The organism is Agrobacterium larrymoorei (assembly GCF_005145045.1).
GTDB classification, from domain to species: domain Bacteria; phylum Pseudomonadota; class Alphaproteobacteria; order Rhizobiales; family Rhizobiaceae; genus Agrobacterium; species Agrobacterium larrymoorei.
The window spans coordinates 2,249,489-2,268,013 of sequence record NZ_CP039691.1 but is presented as its reverse complement, the minus strand read 5'-3'; the positions used below and the strand labels follow the sequence as shown (position 1 = coordinate 2,268,013).

20 protein-coding genes and 1 pseudogene are annotated in these 18,525 nt (G+C 58.2%); 7 read left to right on the top strand and 14 right to left on the bottom strand.

Translation table 11 applies throughout. The features are described from left to right. Positions 1-91: 91 nt before the first annotated feature. A complete protein-coding gene (locus tag CFBP5473_RS10945; protein ID WP_027677281.1) occupies positions 92-295 on the top strand; it encodes a hypothetical protein in 204 nt (67 codons plus the stop codon). A 21-nt stretch (positions 296-316) separates the two neighbouring features. On the opposite strand, the gene CFBP5473_RS10940 is transcribed toward CFBP5473_RS10945, so the two are convergent. The 3 genes from CFBP5473_RS10940 to CFBP5473_RS10930 form a co-directional block, all read right to left on the bottom strand. Continuing rightward, entirely contained in the window at positions 317-865 is a 549-nt protein-coding gene (locus CFBP5473_RS10940; RefSeq protein WP_027677280.1) for a DUF1254 domain-containing protein, read from the bottom strand. Beyond that, on the bottom strand, positions 858-1,445 hold the full coding sequence (locus CFBP5473_RS10935) for a DUF1214 domain-containing protein (protein ID WP_027677279.1): 588 nt from the start codon (positions 1,443-1,445) through the stop codon (positions 858-860). Before CFBP5473_RS10935 ends, CFBP5473_RS10940 begins: the two co-directional genes overlap by 8 nt. 134 nt (positions 1,446-1,579) lie before the next feature. Further along, on the bottom strand, positions 1,580-1,915 hold the full coding sequence (locus CFBP5473_RS10930; protein WP_413228953.1) for a hypothetical protein: 336 nt from the start codon (positions 1,913-1,915) through the stop codon (positions 1,580-1,582). Between the two features lie 261 nt (positions 1,916-2,176). On the opposite strand from CFBP5473_RS10930, the gene CFBP5473_RS10925 reads away from it, so the two are divergent. Beyond that, positions 2,177-2,614 carry a DUF1801 domain-containing protein gene (locus CFBP5473_RS10925; protein ID WP_037171959.1) on the top strand — a complete coding sequence of 146 codons (438 nt, stop codon included), beginning with the start codon at positions 2,177-2,179 and terminating at the stop codon, positions 2,612-2,614. Positions 2,615-2,705: 91 nt separating this feature from the next. Here the strand turns inward: CFBP5473_RS10925 and CFBP5473_RS10920 are convergent, their stop codons facing one another. The 5 genes and pseudogenes from CFBP5473_RS10920 to CFBP5473_RS10895 all read right to left on the bottom strand — a co-directional run bounded on the left by CFBP5473_RS10920 (position 2,706) and on the right by CFBP5473_RS10895 (position 8,769). After that, complete coding sequence (locus CFBP5473_RS10920; RefSeq protein WP_136954349.1) at positions 2,706-3,854, bottom strand: IS4 family transposase; 1,149 nt, start codon at positions 3,852-3,854, stop codon at positions 2,706-2,708. 354 nt (positions 3,855-4,208) lie between these two features. Continuing rightward, positions 4,209-5,374 (bottom strand): annotated as a pseudogene (locus CFBP5473_RS10910) (IS481 family transposase); the annotation flags it as partial. A 475-nt stretch (positions 5,375-5,849) separates the two neighbouring features. Further along, positions 5,850-7,319 carry a PQQ-dependent sugar dehydrogenase gene (locus CFBP5473_RS10905; protein WP_051441401.1) on the bottom strand — a complete coding sequence of 490 codons (1,470 nt, stop codon included), beginning with the start codon at positions 7,317-7,319 and terminating at the stop codon, positions 5,850-5,852. Further along, positions 7,319-7,750 carry a DUF2231 domain-containing protein gene (locus tag CFBP5473_RS10900; protein WP_027676882.1) on the bottom strand — a complete coding sequence of 144 codons (432 nt, stop codon included), beginning with the start codon at positions 7,748-7,750 and terminating at the stop codon, positions 7,319-7,321. Before CFBP5473_RS10900 ends, CFBP5473_RS10905 begins: the two co-directional genes overlap by 1 nt. Before the next feature lie 176 nt (positions 7,751-7,926). Then, entirely contained in the window at positions 7,927-8,769 is an 843-nt protein-coding gene (locus tag CFBP5473_RS10895; RefSeq protein WP_027676883.1) for a LysR family transcriptional regulator, read from the bottom strand. Between CFBP5473_RS10895 and CFBP5473_RS10890 the strand changes: the two genes are divergently transcribed. Continuing rightward, complete coding sequence (locus CFBP5473_RS10890) at positions 8,761-9,249, top strand: tautomerase family protein (protein ID WP_136954350.1); 489 nt, start codon at positions 8,761-8,763, stop codon at positions 9,247-9,249. The genes CFBP5473_RS10895 and CFBP5473_RS10890 overlap by 9 nt on opposite strands. A gap of 30 nt (positions 9,250-9,279) precedes the next feature. On the opposite strand, the gene CFBP5473_RS10885 is transcribed toward CFBP5473_RS10890, so the two are convergent. Both CFBP5473_RS10885 and CFBP5473_RS10880 read right to left on the bottom strand, forming a co-directional pair. Further along, positions 9,280-10,014 (bottom strand): sulfite exporter TauE/SafE family protein, encoded by a 735-nt coding sequence (locus CFBP5473_RS10885; RefSeq protein WP_037171687.1) that lies wholly within the window; start codon positions 10,012-10,014, stop codon positions 9,280-9,282. A gap of 94 nt (positions 10,015-10,108) precedes the next feature. Further along, complete coding sequence (locus tag CFBP5473_RS10880) at positions 10,109-12,283, bottom strand: transglycosylase domain-containing protein (protein ID WP_027676886.1); 2,175 nt, start codon at positions 12,281-12,283, stop codon at positions 10,109-10,111. Between the two features lie 183 nt (positions 12,284-12,466). On the opposite strand from CFBP5473_RS10880, the gene CFBP5473_RS10875 reads away from it, so the two are divergent. Then, positions 12,467-12,946: a YcgN family cysteine cluster protein gene (locus CFBP5473_RS10875; RefSeq protein ID WP_027676887.1), complete on the top strand. Its 480-nt coding sequence runs from the start codon at positions 12,467-12,469 to the stop codon at positions 12,944-12,946. Positions 12,947-12,959: 13 nt separating this feature from the next. Here the strand turns inward: CFBP5473_RS10875 and CFBP5473_RS10870 are convergent, their stop codons facing one another. Then, positions 12,960-14,060, bottom strand: a complete 1,101-nt coding sequence (locus CFBP5473_RS10870; protein WP_027676888.1) for a saccharopine dehydrogenase family protein — start codon at positions 14,058-14,060, stop codon at positions 12,960-12,962. A 119-nt stretch (positions 14,061-14,179) separates the two neighbouring features. On the opposite strand from CFBP5473_RS10870, the gene CFBP5473_RS10865 reads away from it, so the two are divergent. Beyond that, complete coding sequence (locus CFBP5473_RS10865) at positions 14,180-14,611, top strand: Lrp/AsnC family transcriptional regulator (RefSeq protein ID WP_027676889.1); 432 nt, start codon at positions 14,180-14,182, stop codon at positions 14,609-14,611. Between the two features lie 6 nt (positions 14,612-14,617). Here CFBP5473_RS10865 and CFBP5473_RS10860 read toward each other — a convergent pair whose 3' ends face one another. Genes CFBP5473_RS10860 through CFBP5473_RS10850 form a run of 3 tightly spaced genes read right to left on the bottom strand, consistent with a single transcriptional unit; the run spans position 14,618 to position 17,772 of the window. Continuing rightward, the gene (locus CFBP5473_RS10860; RefSeq protein ID WP_027676890.1) at positions 14,618-14,818 is read right to left on the bottom strand and encodes a heavy-metal-associated domain-containing protein; all 201 of its coding nucleotides are present in this window, start codon (positions 14,816-14,818) and stop codon (positions 14,618-14,620) included. An 18-nt stretch (positions 14,819-14,836) separates the two neighbouring features. Further along, entirely contained in the window at positions 14,837-15,256 is a 420-nt protein-coding gene (gene cueR / locus CFBP5473_RS10855) for a Cu(I)-responsive transcriptional regulator (RefSeq protein ID WP_027676891.1), read from the bottom strand. After that, positions 15,253-17,772 carry a heavy metal translocating P-type ATPase gene (locus CFBP5473_RS10850; protein ID WP_027676892.1) on the bottom strand — a complete coding sequence of 840 codons (2,520 nt, stop codon included), beginning with the start codon at positions 17,770-17,772 and terminating at the stop codon, positions 15,253-15,255. The genes cueR and CFBP5473_RS10850 overlap by 4 nt, the downstream gene beginning before the upstream one ends. Positions 17,773-17,917: 145 nt before the next feature. On the opposite strand from CFBP5473_RS10850, the gene CFBP5473_RS10845 reads away from it, so the two are divergent. Together CFBP5473_RS10845 and CFBP5473_RS25245 are read left to right on the top strand one after the other, a co-directional pair. Beyond that, entirely contained in the window at positions 17,918-18,193 is a 276-nt protein-coding gene (locus CFBP5473_RS10845) for a type II toxin-antitoxin system RelB/DinJ family antitoxin (protein WP_027676893.1), read from the top strand. A gap of 100 nt (positions 18,194-18,293) precedes the next feature. Next, a complete protein-coding gene (locus CFBP5473_RS25245; protein ID WP_027676894.1) occupies positions 18,294-18,521 on the top strand; it encodes a type II toxin-antitoxin system YafQ family toxin in 228 nt (75 codons plus the stop codon). The last annotated feature ends 4 nt before the right edge of the window (positions 18,522-18,525 follow it).

Below are 18,525 nucleotides of genomic sequence, written 5' to 3'. Positions count from 1 at the left end.
CAATTCAATATATCGGATCGTCGCGTCGCAACTCACCTGCCATATGGCGATCCTTCAACAAAGCCCGTCGTGCCTGTGAGAGGAGAAGACAATGGCAGACATAATCTCGTTTTACGCGGCAGCACGCCGTTTTAACAAACCGGCAGAGCCATCGCATGTCGCGTCCGGCCCGGCGCAGCTTCTGTTTTTTACCGGCGTTCGCTATGAGCGGCAGGAAACGGCAGCCGTCGAGAAGAAGACACGCAAGCGCAAGGTCGTCGTAACGCATGCTTCGGATGCCGCACTCGGCTCCTGACTGGATTTTAAAGTCGCCCGGTTACTTCCAGGGCGTTGGCTGACACTTTGCGTCGCCAAGAAACCGTGTTGCTTCCTCGAGGAAGCTAGCTTGCGGCACCATGGTCCGCAGCACGGCATATCCCTCATCGCGGCCGGATTCCACCAGAATAGACTGTGACAACCCATCAGGCTGCGCCTTGCGAATTGCAGCAAGTTGCACTTGGTTGGCAATGAGAATATCCATCTCGCCACCCGCCGAGGTGCGGTCGTTCATGCTGAAAATCTCGTTGGATGCGCTATCGAAAATGGCGATGGACCAGAAAGGCACGGCACCGAAGGCCTCCAGCCGCACTGGCTTATCCTCGATGTTGAAGGTGCAGACAGCCACGCGCATGAAGGGATCGCCGCTGCCAAGCGCCGCCTTTTCCCGCGTCTCATCCAGAAGATGGAAGCTGTGTGGCGCGCCTTCCGCAACAGAGCGCATATAGGCATCGCGGTTGGAAAAATGCGGAATGGAAAAGAGAATGACGAGGTGCAGCACCGCTGCACCCACAAGGCCGATGAAGATTGCGAAGATCAGCTTAAGCATTGCCGCAGCCCACCTTCTTGATCTCAGGCATGGTAATGTCGATCAGCCCGGTGCTGCCGGCAACCGGCGTATCGAGCAGCGTCAGTACCAGCTTGAAATTGCCGCTGGCGGGCACGGCCAGCCAATTATAGGTCTGCGCGGTGGAAGCGACTGCAATCGAGATGCCGCCTTCCGTTCCGTGCAGCAGCGTGCGCGAATTGAGCGCAATCGGGCGCCCGGAGCCATCATCGAGAAGATTGCCCTGCTGATCCGCAGCATAAAGCGTCCAGAAGCGGGAAGGGGGCACGTTGCCCGAAAGTGTGTAGCGGCACTCACCGGTCAGCCGCTCGCCGCTGCTGTCATTGGCGGCGGTGAAGGTCAGGCCCTCTGCCGTTCCATAGAGCAGCTTGCCCGCATCTGCGCGGTGAGATTTCGCATAAGGGTCCGCCTCGATCGTCTGCGCCTCGGGAAAGGCATCCCATGCGCCGATCTTGATCGAGCCGAAACCGACGGTTGCTTCCAGCGCTGCCAGCGTGGAGGCTATTCCACCGCCAAAGGCAATGATGAGCGAGATGGCGACAAGGAATGGAACTCGAAACACGCTGCTTTCCCGTTTTGGAACAACGTCAGGGTTAGCATTGATTCCGCTTCTGGGAAATGCCCCGCGTACCGATCGCGAGGCAGCCTAGGGGGTTAATCCCCATATCGTTTGAAACGCGGAGGTTCTGCGCTGTCTTACTCGTGGATGGTGTAGCTGCCGAGCTTGCAGAGATCCTGCCGGTCTTCGGTCGTATCGAGGTTCGAACCTTCTTCGAACTCGAAGCGCATGTCATAGCGGCAGACCGAGCGGCCATCCGCAATGGTGATTTCGATGCTTTCGCCCGGCTCCAGAACCTGCTCGCCGAACACATCGTCTTCCCACTGGTTGACGCCGACTGGCGACGTATAAAAGCGCGTCAGCACGGAGCTCGTGCCGTTCTTCAGGTTGAAGACAAGGTCTTCCGCCTGCGCGGAAACGGTTGCACAGCAAAGGGCCGCAGCGGCGGCCAGCAGCAGATGAAGTTTTTTCAAGATGAGTCCCCGAGAAGAATGTCCCTGAAGCAGATTGGTCATGCCCAAGCTTCTTCTTCAAGCTCTTCACCCCAGCAGAACCGCCATTTTGCCGCAGTCAGCCGATACTTTTTTTGGCTTTCGGTAACGCAACGTAAGGCGAGGGAGTTTTCCGCACGCAGTGTGCGTATCGTTACGGACGCAGCAATTACTGGAAGTAGAATGAAGATGTGCTAATGTTTGCGAAGCACCCACATATCCGCTTCGGGAGGAGGACCCGTGCTGCACACCGAATCCACCAACGACAACGCCTCCGCAACGTCTGAAGACGAAAGCTCTCCTGCCTCCCGTCTCATCGACGGGCGCATTGCCGAACTGACCGACTGGCGCGGCCCCGTTCTGGCCCGCATCCGTTCCATTATCCTCAAATCCGATCCGCAAGTGGAGGAGGACTGGAAATGGCGCGGCGTGCCCGTCTGGTCCAGCCACGGCATCATCTGCACCGGCGAAACCTACAAATTCGTCGTCAAAATGACCTTCCCTCATGGCGCAGCCCTTGAAGACCCCGCCTCCTTGTTCAACGCCAGCCTGGAAGGCAACACCCGCCGCGCCATCGATATCCATGAGGGCGAAGAGATCGATGAAGCCGCGCTGACGGCGCTGGTGCAGGCGGCGATTGCGTTTAACAGGGAAAAGGGTGCGAGGAAGGCGAAGAAATGAGGGTGCGATACGACACGGGATCTCTGCCTCCTCCATGAAATAAAACGGTTGTGGATCCTCGGGCTTGACCCACTACTGTCCGGTTTAAATTTCAGTCCCACATCAGCACCATCTGGTTTGGGGATTTGGACGGTTGTGTGGGTGGTTTAAGGAGTTGGTCGGATCGCCTTTTGTGCATGAGGTTGAGGCGTACGAGGCGGGTGAAGGTGAGCGGTTGCGTGATGGCGCTCTGGCAGGCCTGCGCCATGCGCAGCACAAGATAGGCGATGAGGGCGACATAGGTCTGGATGCGCACGGCGTTTTCGGATGCTCCGAAGAAATGGCGTATCCTGAGGTTCTGCTTGACCCATTTAAAGAACAGTTCGATCTGCCAGCGCTGTTTGTAAAGCTCGGCAATCTCTTCGGCTGGCGCATCCAGATCGTTGGTGACGAGCCGGATGGTCCTGCCCGTGTCGATCCGCACCGCGATCTCGCGCAACGGTTCGGAAAAGGGATTGCGTCTCGAGCGCGCCATGCGTTGTGCCAACAGCCCGATCCTGTCGCACAGGATGTGATCGCTCTCGCTTGGAGGCTGTTCGGTGGCGGCCTGAAGATGCGTGTTGGTCTTAAGCCGTGTGACGAAGCGGCAGCCTGCCCGGTCCAGCGCTGCCCACCACGCGAAATCATAGTAAGCCAGATCAAAGACATAGGTCATGCCGGGTTCGATCGGCATGGCCTTTGCGGGCACGATGTCGTTGGTTCTCTGGCCTGTCATGGTCATCGCCATGGGGATGTCGCCATTCGGATCGTAGGCGACATGCAGCTTGGCGGCTCTGCGCCCGCTGACCATATCGGCCCAACCATTGCTCATGGAGGAGACGGCGACGCGGGTGGCGTCGAGCAGGCGCACCGCATCGCGGATATGGCGACGGGTTCTTCGGCTGGCGGCAGCCGCCATATGGGAAAACAGATCGGCAAAGACGTCCGCAGGCCTTGTGGCATTGGCATCGGCAAGGGTGGAGCGCGCCACGCCGTGGGCACCCAGATGATAAAGCTGGTTGCGGTGGCTCGACAGCCCTGCCTCGATCTCGCGCAGGCTTTGCGCGCCGGAAAGTTGAGCAAACAGAAGCGCCAGCAACTGGTCCTTCATCGAAAACCGCCGAACCCTGTGATCGCCCTTGTACTTATCCACAAGCCCTTCGAAGACCTGCCAGGGAACATGCTTCTGTATTTGATGAAAAACGCTATTCTGGTGGCGCATGACGTTGATCTCCTGTTCGTGTCCAGATCGCCGCGAAACGTCTGAAACCGAGTAGAATCAATGTCATGCGCCTTGTCCAGAAATTTAAACCGGACAGCAGTGGGTCAAGCCCGAAGATGACGCCGAGGGAGCGGCGACGTCGAGTTATTCCCCTTGGGCAACTGTGCAGGAACGCGAGCCAACTTGACTGGACAGCAGTGGGACAAGCTCGAGGGTGACGGAGGCGGCAGATAGCGTGGGATATGTTTGAACACCGTCGCCTCACCCACGACCGTCATCCTCGGCCTTGAGCCGAGGATCCATTGCCATCAACGAAATCAAGCGGTTATGGATCCTCGGGTCAAGTGTAAAGACCGGACACATCCCTGACAGATGTTCGGAGACATCCCTGACAGTGCGGCCTAGCTTTCAAGGTTGATTTTTGCGACCTGGGTTGCGCCGAAGAAGACGCCGTAGAGGCCTGTGCGGTTGAGGGATCGGATGGCCAGGCGTTCGTTTCTGAAGGCGTTCGGCACCCGCCAGGTCTTGCCCTTGAAGCTGACATAGCCCTTGGTCGAACTGACGCAGCGAACGATCTCGCTTCTGTCGTAGATGGGCTCTGGAAGCTGGTTGGGAAATGCACGTGAGGAAGGCCGATAGCGGCTTGCGGGCACGGCCATGCCGAGCGCTTCGTGCGGGCGATGGTGATTGTAGATACGGCGCCAGCGGTCGAACGCTTTTTGGGCGTGGGCCTGATCCAAGAGCGTTGTGAAGTCCGTCACTTCCGCCTTGAGACTACGATGAAACCGTTCGTTCTTGCCACGACCCTGCGGATGATAAGGCCGGGAATGGATCAATTCGATGCCAAGCTTCAACAGCCAGACCCGCAGCCGCGTCCATTGATTGGGCACGCCCGCACCCCATGGATTGCCATTGTCGCAGTAAATGGCCATCGGCATGCCATAGCGACGAAAGATCGCCTCCAGCCTGGCCCGAACGGTCTCCAGCTGCTCGTTGGGGCAGGCTTCGATGGCAATGGCGAAGCGGGAGTGGTCATCGATGATGGTTAGGGGATAGCACCAGTTGCCACAGGCCATCTGGATGCGCCCTTTGAAGTCCATTTGCCAGAGGAGGTTGGGCGCCTCGCGCTCGAAGCGACCGTTTGCCATGCGCTCACTCGGTCGCGCCCCGATCCTGCCATGGCGGGAAAGAACGGCATGCACGGTGGAGACGCAAGGCGGCTCCATACCAAGGTCGCGCATTCGCCTTGCGATCTTGCGGGCACCCCAGGCCGGGTGCTCGTCACGAATATCGACGACACTGCGCTCCAGATCATCGGGGGTTCGAAAAGGGCTTGAATGCGGACGACGGGAGCGATCCTGCACGGTCTCTCCCGCCTTTGCCCGCCGCAGCCAAAGATACCCCGTCTGCCGACTGATGCCGAAACGCTTGGACAAAGCCGAAACATTGGCCCCCTCCAACGACGCAAGCATCACAAATTCGCTTCGCTGATCCACGACAGACACCTCCCGCCAAGCCATCCCGACCTCCTTTGCCACAGAGCAAAACTGTCAGGGATGTCTCCGAACATCTGTCAACTATGTCTCAAGGCTGTACATCAAGCCCGAGGATGACGCCGGGGGGAGGAGCCGTTGAGCTGCTCCACTTGGGCAACTGTGCAGGAACGCTAGCCAACTTGACTGGACAGCAGTGGGCAAGCTCGAGGGTGACGGAGGCGGCAGATAGCGTGGGATATGTTTGAACACCGCCGCCCCACCCACGACCGTCATCCTCGGCCTTGAGCCGAGGATCCATCGCCGTCAACGAAATCAAGCGGTTATGGATCCTTGGGTCAAGCCCGAGGATGACGCCGAGGGAGCGGAGTCGTCGAGCTACCTGACTTGGGCAACTGTTCAGGAACGCTAGTCAACCCGACCGGATAGCGGTAGGACAACTCGGTGTGACGCCGAGGGTGGCACCATTACCACCCTCTGACGAGCGTGCTCCACGCGGCAGTTAGTTCGCAGGAGCGGTCGGCGTAACAGGCGTCTGCGAAGGTGCATCAGCCGCCGGTGCTGTCGTTACTGGAGCGGTTGCCGCCGCGCCGCCTGAAACATCGTCCGTCGCAATCGGCGCGGGCGTTACCGTGCCATCCGCTGCCGCCACGCGCCAAACCGTGTTGCCTGCATCATCCGCCACCAGCAGAGCGCCGGTGCCATCAATACCGACGCCGACCGGGCGGCCTCGGGCCTTGTCTCCCTGAATGAAACCGGTCACCACATCCTGCGTCTTGCCAGCGGGTTTGCCGTTTTCAAACGGCACGAAGGTCACACGGTAGCCATTGAATGCCGTGCGGTTCCAGCTGCCATGTTCGCCGATGAAAGCACCGTTCTGATAGGGCGCGGGCAGGGCGGAATTCAGCGAGAAGGTGAGGCCAAGGGCTGCCACATGGCTGGAAAGCGCGTAATCCGGCTTGATAGCCTTTTCAACCATATCCGGGCGAGGCGGATAGACGCGGGCATCGACGTGGTTGCCATAATAGCTCCACGGCCAGCCGTAAAAGCCGCCTTCCTTCACCGACGTCATGTAATCCGGCACGAGGTTGGGGCCAAGCTCGTCACGCTCATTGATGACGGCCCAGAGCGCCTTGCTCTCAGGGTTGAAGGCGAGCCCATTGGGGTTGCGCAGGCCGGATGCGAACAGCTTGAAGGCGCCGGTCTGCCGGTCCACCTGTAAAATCGCCGCGCGGTTCTTTTCTGCCTCAAGCCCGTTTTCCGTGATGTTGGAATTGGAGCCCACGGAGGCATAAAGGAACTTGCCATCCGGGCTCAGGGCTAGATCCTTCGTCCAGTGGTGGTTGATCGGCCCGCCGGGAAGCTGCGTCAGCACACGCGGCTCGCCGGTGATTTCGTTCTGGCCGAGCTGATAGGGATAGGCCAGAATTTCGTTGGAAGTGGCCACATAGAGAGTGTTATCGGCGAAGGCGACGCCGAAGGGGGAGTCGAGCTTGGTTAGCAGATCATGCCGCTCATCCACGGTGCCATCGCGGTTCGTATCGCGCAGAAGCGTGATGATGTTGCTTTCCTTCGGCGTACCACCGCTGGTGCCATGCGCAATGGACATGATCCAGCCGCGAATAATGTCCTTAGGGCGCGATGCCGACTGACCGCCTTTCGGTTCGCGCGATTGCACCACCAGCACATCGCCATTCGGTAGCGTGTGCACCGTGCGCGGATTGACGAGATCCTTCTGATAGACGGAAATCTTCAGGCCCTCCGGCACGGTGGGCATCTCGCCATCCTTCCAGCCAACCACCTCCGCAACCTTGAGATCGGGAATGAGGCTCATGGCGGGTTCAGGCAGAACCGGGTCGGCGCCAATCTGCTGCGCGGTATCGAAATTGCCGTTCTGATCGCTGCATGCAGGCAGAATAAAAGCGACACTGGTGAGAAGAAGTGCGGGGGCGAAAAAGCGGTAAGCCATCATCATACTCTCCAGGCCAGACGGGCATATTTGCGGGTGGAAGAGGCGACAGCCATCAACGATACGACGAAGGTGATCGCAGAAAGCAGCAACCCGTAAGGCACCACAGCCGTCCACCCATCACCGGCATGAACCAGACTGTTGACGAAGGCGAAGATGAGCATCACCAAAAACAGAAGGACGGAGACAAACGAAGGCCGCATGGGCCGCGTCCGCGCCCTCAACAGATCCAGCAACCCCGCCAAAACGGCAAGCCCACCAGCCACCAGCCCTGCAAACAGCAACCAGGCCGAAAAATTCTGCCACATCAAATTCGCCGTCTGCCAAAACGCAACATCCGTCGCCAGCGCCAACGAAAAACAGACAAAGGGAAACGGCACGAAAAGGGACTGGAAGGGATAGGCAGAGGCTTCTCTGCGAGACACTTCATTCATGTCTGGGCTCCAACCGGAATGGAAACGAACGCCCAAGTGCTTGAGGGGCTTGAGCGTTTTTGTGTTGGGGTGAACGGTTGGAGAGGGGAATTGGTTGCAGGCCCTGAAAGCCGAGGGCGCGACCTGCCTTACTTGAGCAATATTGGGCCGAACTCTAGATCGTATGCGATTGCCGGTTACCTTGCCACATTCATCAAATTTAGGTGCCGCGTGATGAGTTCGGCAGCAAGTGCCGCATCTTTGCGTGGGGAATTACGTTTAATGATCGAGTAAGGTGCTGAAGGAAGATTCGGAAGCAGTCCCTCTTCTATTGGAGGCAGGTTAATCCCTAGCTTTGTCCGGCATGTCAGGCCTAGGCCTGCCTCGACCGCAGCCTGCACGCCTTCAAGGCTGGGTGTCTCAAGGACGACATGCCATGAACGGCCAGCGGCAGTCAGGGCGTTTTTAGCGGCCACCATGAAAGGGCAGAAGCCCGTTATGCCAATGAGCGGCACAACGTCGCCATCCGTGAGACCTATGTCTCCAAACCAGCGCATGGGAAGAGTTATTGAAGGTGTGCCGCTTATGGGCTCACTCGCACAAAGAGCGACGTCAATTTTCTCCTCGCTAAGCGCCTTTAATAATTCGCTTGTTCCAGCGACGATGATGGAGACAGTAGCGCCGGGGTGAGTGCGATTGATGTCGGAAAGCGCCGGTTTCAGAACGGCTCCAACAAAGTCCTGAACCACTCCGATCCGAAAATAGGCTGTCCCAGCAGCGTCCAACTCCGCACGCGCAGCATCTATCTTCTCCAAAATCATCCGGGCATGCATCAGCAGCAAATTGCCAGTCTGATTAACCTTCAATCCGCGCCCATCCCTATCGAAAAGAGCTTGTCCGACGAGCTTTTCAAGCCGAGCCATTTGAAGGCTGATCGCGGATTCGCTACGGCCCAGGCGAGGTGCTGCAATGGCAAGCGAGCGGCAATCGACGACAGTGACAAAACTGCGAAGGAGCTGAGAGGGTAAATCTTGAATCATGAGTTTAACTCAAGTCAGAATTTCAAATTAGGCAATTTAATTTCTGTTTTTCTCAATCAAAATCGAGACTGTCAACCGATGGAGATTTTGATGCCTTATGCACGATTGACTTTAGGAGCAGATGTTTCCCTGCCTTCGCCTGAAGATACGGCCTCCCAACTGACTGATTTGATCGCGTCTGAGCTGGAGAAGCGATACGAACTGACTTCGGTTTCGATTGAAAATTTACAATCGCCCATATGGACCGTTGGCGGTCGAGTAAGAGGCGCGACTGCTCATTTGGACATTTACGTCACTTCCGGAACGAACTCCGTCGAACAAAAGCGTCGGTTCGTTTCCAAGGTGATGGAATACCTTCGCAGCCAAATTTCTGACTTGCCGGAAGCCACATACATCGTCATCCACGAGGTGCCGGGGAAAAACTGGGGCTATGACGGTCAAACGCAGGCGGATCGTAGAGCCATCTCGTTTGGCCTCTAACTGGACATCAAAACCAGAATTCCAGTGCTATCACTTTGCTACTATCAACGTTCCAGCAAGCGTGAGTAAACTGCAAAAGGCGAGAACCAAGGTTCGCTCTTTTACCTTGTGAGCCAGATGAACGCCTGCCGGAACGCCAAGCAAACCACCCACGGCAAACAACGCGCCAACCAGCCAATCGACATGGTCATGATAGCCGTACTGGATGAGGCTAATGCTGCAGCCGGGAAGCGCGAGGGCCAGTCCCAAGCCTTGCGCTTTGACCTGTGATTGGCCGAAGAACATGACGAGCAGTGGCACGGCCAGCATGGCGCCGCCAACACCGAACAGGCCAAGAGACACGCCACCAATCGCCCCAGGCAAAAACATCCATCTATAGTCAAAACTGCTGGAAACGAATTTTTTGCTGCGTGTCACGGCAACGAAGGCTGCAAGGAGAATGAGGAAGGCGCCGTACCACCATTTCAGTGTTTCGCTTGGCAGGGAGAGCGCCCAGGCTGCGCTGAGTGTCGAGGTCAGGCTTCCGCTGATGGAAAGCACAAGGGCGGCCTTGAAGTCGAAGCTGCCTTTGCTGCGATATTTCAGAAGCGCGTAAAGCACATTGACAACCACCATGACCAGCGCCGTACCTTGTGCAGCTTTCTGATCGTATGCAAACATCAAGACCAGCAGCGGGATGGCAAATGTGCCGCCACCTGTTCCCAGAAAGCCTCCGAGCCCTCCGAGCAAGGCGCCGAATGGCACGGCAAGATAAATAACGAACATGAAGTAAGCCTTAGCGTAACATTATGAAATGATTTGAAAATTATAGTCTATATGGGGCCGAGAATATGCTGTGCGGAAACGCGGTGATGGCAGCCTACCGCTTCACCGGCACATCCCCACCAACTTCCGCCACCTTCTGCACCGTCAACGCAGGCGCAGAGGCTTCCTTCAACTGCTTGCCAATGGAGCGAATAACGCGTGTGGCCTCAGTTGATAGAGAGCGGGGGCGGGTTAGCGCGGGCAGGGCGTCGGCGGAGGCGATGGCTGCGCCGGCTGCGGGTTGTGGGCGGGAGCCTGTGGGCAGCGGGTTCTGGATGCCGGGGATGGGGCGTAGTTCCATGCCTTGGTGGGCGTAATCCATCAGGCGCTTGAACGTCATCGCGGGCAGGGCGCCGCCGGTCATGTTGTTCATGGAGGTGAAATCGTCATTGCCGAACCAGACGGCGGTCGTGTAGTTGCCGGTGAAGCCCACATACCACGCGTCGCGGTAGGCCTGCGAGGTGCCCGTCTTGCCGCCGGAGACGATGCCGTTGTCCAGTGCGCTGCGCCGCGCCGTGCCTTCGACTGGAATGGTCACCAGCATGCGGTTCATCTTGGAGGTGGCTTCTTCGGAAAGCACGCGGTGGGCCGGTTGCTCGTCGCGGTCGAAATCGTAGAGAACCTTGCCCTCGTAATCCAGCACCTGCTCGATGCCGTGGCGGCGGGATTGCATGCCGTTTGCAGGGAACACGGCATAGCCGGTTGCCTGGTCCAGCACGGTAACCTCGGAGGTGCCGAGCGGAATGGTCTTGTCGGTGCGGAGCGGTGTAGCAACGCCCATAGCCTTGGCCGTATCCACGATGATCTGCGTGCCAAGCACATCTTTGGCAAGGCGCACGGGCACGGTGTTATAGGATTTCGCGAGCGCGGTCTGCAGCGTTACCTTGCCCGCATAGGAGCGGCCATAATTCTGCGGAGACCAGCCGCGCCATGTGACCGGGGCATCGGAAATCAGCGTTTCCGGCTTGTAACCCTTCTCCATGGCGGCGGAATAGGTGTAGACCTTGAAGGACGAACCCGGCTGGCGCAGCGCCGCCGTTGCGCGGTTGAACTGGCTTTCGCCATAGTCCCGCCCACCGACCATGGCGCGGATGCCGCCGCCATTTTCGATCATCACCATCGCACCCTGCTTGACCTTGTAACCCTCGCCAAATTCGCGGAGGCTGCCTTCCATGGCCTGCTCGGCCGCCTGCTGAAGGCCGGTATCGATGGTCGTACGCACGACCACAGTATGGTCCTTGATCTTGCCTTCCTTGGCCAGACGCTGCACCTCGTCAAACGCCCAGTCGAGGAAGTAATCCGGTGCCTGCTTCTCTTCGCGGTCGATAACGGTTGCCGGGTTGCGGCGTGCGCCCACCACCTGACCTTCGGTCATCAAGCCGCCCTGCACGAGGTTGGAAAGCACGGTATTTGCCCGCGCGCGGGCGGCGGGAAGGTTGACGTGCGGCGCATATTTCGCCGGTGCCTTGAACAGACCGGCCAGAATGGCGGATTCCGCCAGCGTCACATCCGTAAGGTTCTTGCCGAAATAAAACTGCGCTGCCGCTGCCGCACCGAATGTGCCGCCGCCCATATAGGCGCGGTCTAGATAGAGCGAGAGGATTTCCTTCTTCGACATGTTGGCTTCCAGCCACAATGCCAGAAAGGCTTCCTTGATCTTGCGTTCAAGCGAGCGCTCATTGGTGAGGAACAGGTTCTTGGCCAGCTGTTGCGTCAGCGTGGAGCCACCCTGCACGACGCCGCCTGCGCGGGCGTTTTCGCTCATGGCGCGGGCAAGGCCGATGAAGTCGATGCCGAAATGATCGAAGAAACGCCGGTCTTCCGTTGCCAGAACGGCCTTGATGAAGTGATCCGGCATCTGGTCGATCGGCACGGAATCTTCGTGAATAATGCCGCGATGGCCGATTGTGTTGCCGTAGCGATCCAGAAATGTGACAGCGAAATCACCGCGATAGCGCCAGTCCTTCTTGGTTTCCTCGAAGGCGGGCAGGGCGAGCGCCAGCAGCACGACGGAACCGGCGACGCCAACCGTCAACGCGTCATCCGCAATGTTGATGAGAAACTTTTTCCAGCCGCGCAGATGCAGCTTGCGCGAAACGATGGTAACTTCTTCCCAGAAATCGATAGCGCGGGATGCGGCTGTCCAGAGGCTGGAATCGATCCAGGAATCGATCCGAAGCAGAATGTGGCGTTTACGGCGCGCCTGTTTCTTTTTGTTGTCTTCCTGCACCTGAAACGTATTCCTGTTCGATATGGCGAGCAAACGCTTGACGCAACAAGCTTGCGCGGGTCATTCCTCACCACCACTCTGCCGGAATTAAGAAATATCTTATAATCCAGCCGATAGCGATACGACAAAACGGGCTACTCTATTTGAAGCCCTATGCAGCAAAATGAAACGGAAATATTAACGATGAGTGACGCGCCATTCTGGAAAACAAAATCGCTGGCGCAAATGAGTAACAGCGAATGGGAAAGCCTGTGCGATGGCTGCGGCCTGTGCTGTCTCAACAAGCTGGAAGATTGGGACACGGGCGAAGTGGTGTTCACTTCCGTCGGCTGCCAGCTTCTGGATGGGGAAAGCTGTCGCTGCTCGGATTACGAAAACCGCTTCGCAACGGTGCCGGACTGCATTCAGCTCAACCTCAAACTCGTCAACGAAATCGGCTGGCTACCGCCCACCTGCGCTTACGCCCTGGTGCGCGACGGGCACGACCTTTACTGGTGGCACCACCTCGTCTCCGGCGACCCCGAAACGGTGCACCAAGCGGGCATCTCGGCGCGCGGGCGCACGGTGAATGAGAAGGATGTCGAGGTCGATGACTTCGAGGATTATGTGGTGGACTGGCCGCTGACGGTGGGTGAGCGGCCAGAGGCGCAGAGGCGGGGGTGAATGAGAAGGGGGCTTACCCCACCTTCGCCAGCCCTTCCCGCGTCACATAATACTGCCCGAAACGATTGGTCAGGAAGTCGTGCAGCGCCACGTCTTCCTGTTTTACGAAACCCTTCGATGGCAGTTTTTCCGCAGCCAGAAGGTCGAGCACGGTGCAGATTCCGGCGGCGGTGGTGATTTGGATGGCGCTCATCATGCGGCCGGAAATGGGGCTGGCATAGACCTTGTTGGCGTAGGTTTCCTGCATGAAGCGGCCGTTTCTTGTGCCGCAGACGGTGACGAACACGATGACAACATCCTGCATGGTGGCGGGTAGTGCGTTTTCGAACAGGTCCTTCAATACATCGCGGCGGTTGCGCAGATTGAGGTCGTTGAGAAGCGCCTTCATGATCGACACATGGCCGGGATAGCGGATGGTGCGGTAATTCATCGTGCGCACCTTGCCTTCCAGAGTGGAGGCCAGAGTGCCAAGCCCGCCGGAGGTATTGAAGGCCTCATAGGTTACGCCGTCCAGCGAGAACTCCTCGCGTTCTTCCAGCGCGGGAACCGCTGTCAGCCGCCCTTCGACAATGGCTTCGCAGGGCTCGATATATTCGTTGATGAGGCCGTCCGTGCTCCAGGTCAGGTTATAATTCAAGGCGTTGGAAGGATATTGCGGCAGCGCGCCGACGCGCATGCGCACGCTGTCCAGCCTGTCGAAACGGGCTGCCAGATCAGCCGCGACGATGGAGATGAAGCCTGGTGCCAGCCCGCATTGAGGGATGAGCGCAATCTCTGCCGTTTCGGCCAGCTTCTTGACCTTGCGGGTGGATTCGACATCTTCGGTAAGGTCGAGATAGTGCGTGCCGACCGCAACCGCCGCCTCGGCAATACCCGCCGTCAGGTGAAAGGGCGCGGCGGAAAGGACGGCGAACTTGTCTTTTAAAAGCGCCTGAAGGCCAAGGCGATCCGTAATGTCCACCACCTCGGTATCGATCCGCTCATGCGCTGGAACATTGGCAAGCTGATCGACAGCGCGATCCGCGACCGTGATCCGGTAATCCCCCGTCACGGCCAGCATCCAGGCGATGGCCGATCCGATATTGCCTGCACCGACAACGACGATGTGTTTCATGTCCTGTCCCCTCGAATGAATTGAGGTAACAGAATGCAGCTTTTGGATATCGATTCATAGCTTCACATTGTTCAGATGGAAGCATAAGATTAGTCAGATTGACGGCTGGATTTTGCACTATGTCTATAACGGAAAAAGACCGGGCATTGCTTTCCCTTCTGGGGGACAATGCCCGCATGCCAGTGGCGGAGCTGGCCCGCAGGTTGGGGCTCTCACGCACTACCGTCCAGGCGCGCATAGAGCGGCTGGAGGCGGAGGGCGTGATTTCCGGCTATGGCTTGAGACTTTCCGAGAGCTATCTCTCCGGATTGGTGCGGGCCCATGTGCTGATCACCATTGCGCCCAAGGCGCTTGCCGCAGTCACGGCATCGCTTTCCGCGATAAAGGAAGTGACGACGCTGCATTCCGTCAGCGGCAGCTTCGATCTGATTGCCATTCTCGCCGCCCCCTCCATATCCGATCTCGATGGGCTTATCGATAAAATCGGCGCGCTGGATGGGGTGGAGAGAACGCTGTCCTCCATCATTCTATCGACGCGGATTTCAAGATGAAGAGGCTCAGCCCATGCGCTCCGGGCTGTAACCAACCTCCTGCATGGCAGCAAAGGCTGTGTCGGCATCCCCCGCTACGATAACGCGATGCGTCGAAAGATCGATGCTGACATCAGCGCCGGGAAGCGCATCTGCCAGCGCGCCGCGGATCGTCTTTTCGCAATGGCCGCAGGTCATGTCCGGCACGGTGAATATTGTCTGTGTCATGGGTTTTCCTTTTCAGTTTCAAGCGGTTTTGTGCTTGGGAGAGATGGCGTCGGTTCCGGCAAGGTCATCGAGGATCGGGCAATCCGGCCGGTGGTCGCCGCCGCAGCAGTGGGCGAGGTGCGAGAGCGTTTTCACCATGCCCTTCATTTCCGCGATTTTCCGCTCCAGATCGGCGATGTGGGCGAGCGCGATATCCTTGACGGCGGAGCTTTCCCGCTCCTTGTCCTGCCAGAGTTTCAGCAGCGTCTCCGTTTCTTCCAGCGAGAAGCCCAGCGTGCGGGCGCGCTTGATGAAGCGCAGATTGTGCACCTCCTGTTCGCCATAGAGCCGGTAATTGTTGTCGGCGCGGGTGGCGGGCGAGATGAGGCCGATCTGCTCGTAATAGCGGATCATCTTGGCTGAAACGCCGGAGGCCTGCGAAGCTTCTCCTATATTCATGGCATTGCCTTTCCTGACACTCGAGCGGTTTTCAGCCGCAATGCATTGCCCAAAACGAAGACGGAGGATAGCGCCATGGCACCCGCGCCGATCATCGGTGAGAGCGTAATTCCGAAGGCTGGGTAGAGCGCGCCTGCCGCCAGCGGGATGAGTGCGACATTGTAGCCGAAGGCCCAGAACAGGTTTTGGCCGATGTTGCGCATGGTGGCGCGGCTCATTTCGATGGCGTGGACGGCTCCCATCAAATCGCCGCCGACCAGCACCACATCGGCGCTTTCAATGGCGACATCCGTGCCGGTGCCGATGGCGATGCCGATATCGGCTTCTGCCAGCGCGGGAGCATCATTGATGCCATCTCCCACAAAGGCCAGCGCCTTGCCGCCACCGCGCAGATCACGGATCGCCTGCACCTTGCCTTCCGGCAGCACTTCGGCCACCACCTTTTCGATGCCGACCTGTCTGGCGATGGCCTGTGCCGTGCGCTGGTTATCGCCCGTTACCATGGCCACCTCCAGCCCCAAGTTTTTCAGGGCTTTAATGGCCTCGATGCTGGAAGGTTTCAGCGGATCGGCAACGGCGATAATGGCGGCAAGAGTGCCATCGATTGCCACATAGAGCGGTGATTTCCCTTCATTGCCTAGCCTCTGCGCTGTTTCTGGAAAGGGGGCAACGGTGAGGCCGAGCCGTTCCATGAAGCGATCCGCGCCGACATTCACCTTGCGGCCGTCGACCACTGCGCTGATGCCATAACCGGTGATGCTTTCGAAGTTCTCGACGTAAGGGGGTTCGAGTCCCTCCGGGACCACCATCTGCTCTTTAGCAGCCCGAACAATCGCCTCGGCAATCGGATGCTCCGAATGGCTCTCGACCGCGGCCACAAGCCTCAAGACTTCAACTTCATCGAAGCCATCGTCAGCCACGAGATCCGTCAGTTCCGACCTGCCCTTGGTCACTGTTCCGGTCTTGTCCACCACCACGATATCGGCGCTGCGCAGTTGCTGCAACGCTTCGCCCTTGCGGAACAGCACGCCGAGTTCGGCAGCGTGGCCCGTTCCAACCATGATGGAGGTTGGCGTGGCCAGCCCCATGGCGCAGGGGCAGGCTATGATGAGCACGGCAACCGCGTTGATAAGCGCATAAGTGTAAGCCGGTTGCGGCCCGAGTATCGCCCAGACGACGAAGGTCAGCACAGCAATGCCGATGACGACAGGCACGAACAGCGCCGTTACCCTATCCACCAGCAACTGGATCGGCAGTTTGGAGCCTTGTGCCTGCTCGACCATCCGAATGATCTGCGACAGCATCGTATCGGCACCGACCTTCGTTGCCCGGTATTTGAACGCGCCCGTCTTGTTGATCGTCCCGCCCACGACATGCGCGCCAGTGGCCTTTTCCACCGGCACCGGCTCGCCTGAAATCATCGATTCATCGACATAGGAGCGACCCTCCACCACCTCGCCATCGACGGCCAAACGCTCGCCGGGGCGGATGAGAACGATGTCTCCCGTCGTCACCTCATCGGGTGAAATTTCCAGCACCTCACCACCCCGCTCCACCCGCGCCGCCTTCGCCTGAAGGCTGGCGAGCTTGCGGATGGCATCGCCGGTTCTGCCGCTGGCGCGCGCCTCCAGCAGACGCCCGATGAGGATCAGCGTCACGATGACGGTTGCCGCTTCATAATAAACATGGCGGGCATTTTCCGGCAGCAGACCGGGCGCAAAAGTCGTGACCAGCGAATAGAGATAGGCAGCACTGACGCCCAGCGCGACCAGCGAATTCATCTCCGGCGCACCATGCGCAAGGGCGGGAAAACCGCTTTTCAGAAAGCGTAAACCCGGCCCGAAAATGACCGCCGTCGCCAGCGCGAAATAGATGTAATAGAGGTTCTGCGCATCGATAACGCCCATCAGCCAGTGGTGCATCGGCTCATAAACGTGCCCGCCCATTTCCAGAAGGAAGAGCGGCGCAGTGAGGATCGCGGCGATAATAACGTCCCGTTTCAACCGCACCTCGTCACTTGGCTGATGCATATGATCATGCCCGCCGTGATTGTGAGCCACTTGATCGTGCTGCACCCGGCTGGCGGAAAGGGCAAACCCAGCCGCCCGCGCGGTTTCGGTCAGCATCTCCCGCTCACGCCTGCCGCCCATGCCTTCCACGATGACTTTTCCGTCGTCACCCACCTGCGCGCTGAGCGTCGTGGCGATGGCCTCCAGAACAGCCTTCAACCGCTCCGCATCCACCTCACTCTTCACGCCACCCGCAAAAAGCTCATGCCGCTCCGGCGCAACCTCGTAGCCGATCTTCTTGACCGCAGCGGCCAAGGTCTTTGCCGAAAATCCATCCGAAGCCTCGACGGTCAGCTTCTTGGTAGCGAAATTCACCGAACTCGCCGCCACGCCCTCCACCTTCGCCGCAGCATTCTCCACCCGCCGCACGCAGGAAGCACAGGTCATGCCCTCCACTGGAATGGATAATGGTTCCGGCGAATGAGTGGCTCTAACGGTCTCGTTCATGGGATTTTCCCCTTTCGGAACCCTATGTAGGGCTTCCCATCATGGGAAGGTCAATACTTCGAAGCAAACTTTTGCGCCACACCATGCAATCTTGAAAATGCTGCCCAATTGAGCTACATTCAGTGCAAACGTAAGGAGGCTGATTATGACTGCCAATGCCTATGTGAGGGCTCGGATAGATCAGGAAATTAAAGATGATGCGACCGCTGTTCTGGACAGTTTGGGGCTTACGGTTTCCGATGTAATGCGCATGATGCTGACGCGTATTGCCAGAGAAAAAGCGCTTCCCATCGAACTGACCAGACCAAACGCAGAAACGCTGGCTGCCATGGAAGAGGCCAGAGCAATTGCTCGCGCAAAACGCGAACGCTTTCGTTCGGCAGAAGAAATTATTGACGCTCTCGATGGCGGTAAGCAGTGACAACGCAAAAGAGCGGCGAAAAACAAGCGTCGTTAAAGCGGGCGTCCGCCCCGTCAGTCGGATTACACCAAACATTTCCTCAAGGACTGGAAAAGGCTGAATGAATCCGGTCGTTACGACATGGTGGCTAAAGGAAGTAATGCTTCTCTCCATCGCCAACGACGCGCCGTTACCTCTTAATTTTCGTGATCATGAACTTACGGGTGACTGGCGGGACCACCGGGAATGCCATATCGGCGGAGATTTCCTGTTGATCTACACCTTGGACGACGCCCAGAATCTCATCGTCTTCACGCGCGCAGGAACACACTCGGAGTTGTTCAGATAACGCC

What these genes read in the sequence shown, in the direction of transcription:
- CFBP5473_RS10945 (WP_027677281.1), top strand. Translation starts at nt 92, where the DNA reads ATGGCAGACATAATCTCGTTTTACGCGGCAGCACGCCGTTTTAACAAA.
- CFBP5473_RS10940 (WP_027677280.1), bottom strand. Translation starts at nt 865, where the DNA reads ATGCTTAAGCTGATCTTCGCAATCTTCATCGGCCTTGTGGGTGCAGCG.
- CFBP5473_RS10920 (WP_136954349.1), bottom strand. Translation starts at nt 3,854, where the DNA reads ATGCGCCACCAGAATAGCGTTTTTCATCAAATACAGAAGCATGTTCCC.
- CFBP5473_RS10905 (WP_051441401.1), bottom strand. Translation starts at nt 7,319, where the DNA reads ATGATGGCTTACCGCTTTTTCGCCCCCGCACTTCTTCTCACCAGTGTC.
- CFBP5473_RS10900 (WP_027676882.1), bottom strand. Translation starts at nt 7,750, where the DNA reads ATGAATGAAGTGTCTCGCAGAGAAGCCTCTGCCTATCCCTTCCAGTCC.
- CFBP5473_RS10895 (WP_027676883.1), bottom strand. Translation starts at nt 8,769, where the DNA reads ATGATTCAAGATTTACCCTCTCAGCTCCTTCGCAGTTTTGTCACTGTC.
- CFBP5473_RS10885 (WP_037171687.1), bottom strand. Translation starts at nt 10,014, where the DNA reads ATGTTCGTTATTTATCTTGCCGTGCCATTCGGCGCCTTGCTCGGAGGG.
- CFBP5473_RS10875 (WP_027676887.1), top strand. Translation starts at nt 12,467, where the DNA reads ATGAGTGACGCGCCATTCTGGAAAACAAAATCGCTGGCGCAAATGAGT.
- CFBP5473_RS10870 (WP_027676888.1), bottom strand. Translation starts at nt 14,060, where the DNA reads ATGAAACACATCGTCGTTGTCGGTGCAGGCAATATCGGATCGGCCATC.
- CFBP5473_RS10865 (WP_027676889.1), top strand. Translation starts at nt 14,180, where the DNA reads ATGTCTATAACGGAAAAAGACCGGGCATTGCTTTCCCTTCTGGGGGAC.
- CFBP5473_RS10860 (WP_027676890.1), bottom strand. Translation starts at nt 14,818, where the DNA reads ATGACACAGACAATATTCACCGTGCCGGACATGACCTGCGGCCATTGC.
- cueR (WP_027676891.1), bottom strand. Translation starts at nt 15,256, where the DNA reads ATGAATATAGGAGAAGCTTCGCAGGCCTCCGGCGTTTCAGCCAAGATG.
- CFBP5473_RS10850 (WP_027676892.1), bottom strand. Translation starts at nt 17,772, where the DNA reads ATGAACGAGACCGTTAGAGCCACTCATTCGCCGGAACCATTATCCATT.
- CFBP5473_RS10845 (WP_027676893.1), top strand. Translation starts at nt 17,918, where the DNA reads ATGACTGCCAATGCCTATGTGAGGGCTCGGATAGATCAGGAAATTAAA.
- CFBP5473_RS25245 (WP_027676894.1), top strand. Translation starts at nt 18,294, where the DNA reads ATGAATCCGGTCGTTACGACATGGTGGCTAAAGGAAGTAATGCTTCTC.